Raw genomic sequence first — 3062 nt, 5'->3', positions numbered from 1 at the left:
TTGACGCCGACGCCGCCGACCGGCGACATCGCATGCGCGGCATCGCCGATGCATAGCAATCCGGGCCGGGTCCAGCGCTTCAGCCGGTTGATCGCCACCGTCAGCAGTTTGACGTCGTCCCACGTCTTCACCTCTGATATGCCCGGCTTCAGGACCGGCGCCAGGCGGACGATCTCGTCGCGCAGCGCATCGAGCCCGCACGCCTTGATGGCGTCGTACTGCCCCTTGGCGATGACATAGGCGCATTGCCAGTAGTCGCCACGGTCGAACGTCACCATCATCCTGCCGGTGTCGATCCGGGCAAACACGCTTTCGCTTTCATCGGCCGCTTTCCCGGCGCGAAACCACAGCACATCCATCGGCGCGCCCAGCTCTTCGACCTCGAGCCCGGCCTTCTCGCGCACGACCGAATGCCGGCCGTCGCAGCCGACCGTAAGGTCGGCGCGGATGTCGACCGGACCCTCCGGCGTATCGGCCTTCACGCCGGCAATGGCAACGCCGGACCAGATGAGATCGGTGGCCTCGGCATTCATCATGACTTTGAGCGAGGCAAACCGCTTGCCGCTCTCGCGCAAAAAATTCAGAAAATCCCACTGCGGCATGAAGGCGATGAACGGATATTTTACCCGGAGGCGGCTGAGGTCGGCGATGCGGATCGAGCTGCCGGCGAACTGGCCGTCCATCTTCTGCAATTCCTGATGCGGCAGCTTCAGGAATCCGTCGATCAGGCCGAGTTCGTCCATCACCTGCAGCGTCGAGGGATGCACCGTATCGCCGCGAAAATCCCGGAAGAAATCGGCGTGTTTTTCGAGCACGATGGTATCGATGCCGGCGCGTCCAAACAGATAGCCGAGCATCATGCCGGCCGGTCCCCCGCCGACGATGCAGCAGCGGGTGGTGATGGTGCGCTGGGGTTTTGGTGGCTCTGAAAACGTACCCGCGTCCATGTTCTGGTTCTCGTTGAAATGCGTTTCGCTTTCGTACGCCCAAGCAATAAATGCCGTCATTCCGACGAGCCGCGCAGTTGCGCGGCGTCTCGAAGGATGGCCGCTTGCGCTTGTGGCCCATCCTTCGAGCTCGCCGCCAGATGCGGCGAGCAGCTCAGGATGACGTGGTGAGCGCGGCTAACACGCCAGCTTACCGCCGAAAACTCTTGATCTCCGACACGCTGCCGTCGCGATAGGTCAATTCGACCGAGACCGATTTGGTTGCAGGCGCAAGTCTTAGATAAGGCTGCGCGTCATGCGGAATGGCGCTGGGATCCCTGGGATCGCAAGACGGCATTTTGAGCACGTTGTCCGGCACCGCTGAGTCGATGCCGACGCGCACCTCGCGGATCGCGCAGCGATACGACATCAGGTGGGTGTAATAGACGAGGAGGCCGTTGAACTCCCGGAACGAAAGCCAGCCGGTCGCGGTCATGTCGAGGATTTTTCGCTGGTCGCGGATCAGCGCGGCCTCCGGGTCGAAGCGGATCGGAAACGGTCCCTGCAGTTCGCCTGATGCATCGACATAGCGCAGCTGGATGGTGGCCGCCGGCGCGTCGGCAGCAAGCTCGATCGACGGATTGGGCATCCGCTTGCGGGTGCGCGGATCGAGCGAGTCGATAAACCCGGTCTCGCGGAAGTGGCCGGCGTCTCCCATCCGCCAGGAAATCCCCAGGGCCGGCTCGGCGATCGAGAACACCACGGTCCAGCCGCTGTTGTGCCGCGAAAAGCTGGCGATCGGCGCGTTGACGGAATCGTTTTGCGGCATGCGCGGCACCGACACCGGCGGCAACGCGGCGACTTTCACCGCCGGCTCCGCCGGGCTCGCGGCTTCGGCCTGCGGCGCTTTTGCGGCGCCGTTCAGAAACACGTCGTCGACCATCTGGTCGAAATACACCGGGATCTGCTTGTGATGCACGGTGTCCGCCATCTCGCTGACCACCCGGCGCGTACGTTGCGCCACCTGCACGAGGTTGTCGCCCGGCTTCAGCAATTCCTTGGCAAAGATGCGCGTGAACACCGAATTCGGATTGTCGTCATGATCGGACAGCCGATCGAGCGCGGTCTGCCGCGGCCCCGCCGAAAACACCGAGAACACGCCCTACGGCAATTGCGTCATCGGCGCGAGGCCGCCGCCGCCGGCCACCGCGCGGGTGCCGCGCCGTTCGAACGGATTGTTGCGGCAGGCATCGAACACCAGGATCGCCGTGCGCGTTCCCCGCCTCTGCAAACGCTCCAAGATGCGGTCGGCCAGGATCGAGGCGTCGCGCACCAGTTCCTCCTGTCCCTCGCTTGCCGCGGGCACGTCGGTCGGCAGCAGAAAATTCTGCCCGGCGATCTCAAAGCCGTGGCCGGCGAAGAAAAAGAACGCGGTGTCGCCGGGCTGGATCGCGGCGTCGAACGCCAGCAAGGTCTGGCTGAACGCCTGCCGGGTCTGGTTCTCCGCGACCATCACGGAAAACCCGAGCTGCTTTAGCGTGTCGCCCATGGTGCGGGCGTCGTTGACCGCCTTCTGCAGCTTCGGGACGTTCCTGTAGTCGTTATTGCCGATCACCAGCGCGACGCGCTTTTCGGCGTGCGCGGGGGCTGTCGGTGTCAGAAGCGCGGCCGCAATCACCAGCCATCGAATCGGCAACCAGCCCATTTAAGCGGTCCTCGCTTGCATGTTCGGATTCGGTCGTCCCAGCGGTAGTCTATCGACCCGTCCTGCTGGTTCACAGCAGCGGTTTTGCCCGCCCATTTATACGTAAACATTAAGCTTTTTTGCCCTTCCCGCCCCTGATCCATTGACTTTGGCCGCTCAGACCCTATGTTCCGCCTCGACGCGGCCCGGAATCGAAACGCGATATCCTGAGCAAGCCGCCTGTCTGCGTATCCCTTCAAAATCCCGTGCATGTTTGCGTGCCGTTCCGGGGTTGAGCGCGACAGTTATTTTCCGAGATTCCAAACGGCGGATTCTTGTAGAGGCTCAATGTCTTTTTCCCATCTCGGCTTGTCCGAAAAGGTGCTCGCCGCTGTCGCGGCCACCGGTTACACCACGCCCACCCCGATCCAGGAACAAGCGATCCCCCACGT

At 63.0% G+C, this 3062-nt stretch carries 1 protein-coding gene and 1 pseudogene; both read right to left on the bottom strand.

Translation table 11 applies throughout. From position 1 onward, the window contains the following. The coding region (locus VGP39_RS13110) for an FAD-dependent oxidoreductase (RefSeq protein WP_327568534.1) at nt 1-947 on the bottom strand (947 nt) is incomplete at its 3' end. Nucleotides 948-1137: 190 nt separating this feature from the next. Then, nucleotides 1138-2631, bottom strand: a pseudogene (locus tag VGP39_RS13105) (caspase family protein). Nucleotides 2632-3062: the final 431 nt, after the last annotated feature.

The sequence above is a fragment of the Bradyrhizobium sp. genome (genome assembly GCF_036009065.1).
In the GTDB taxonomy this organism is placed as follows: Bacteria; Pseudomonadota; Alphaproteobacteria; order Rhizobiales; family Xanthobacteraceae; genus Bradyrhizobium.
The sequence above is the reverse complement of the archived record's forward strand: the minus strand, read 5'-3'. Positions and strand labels throughout refer to the sequence as shown.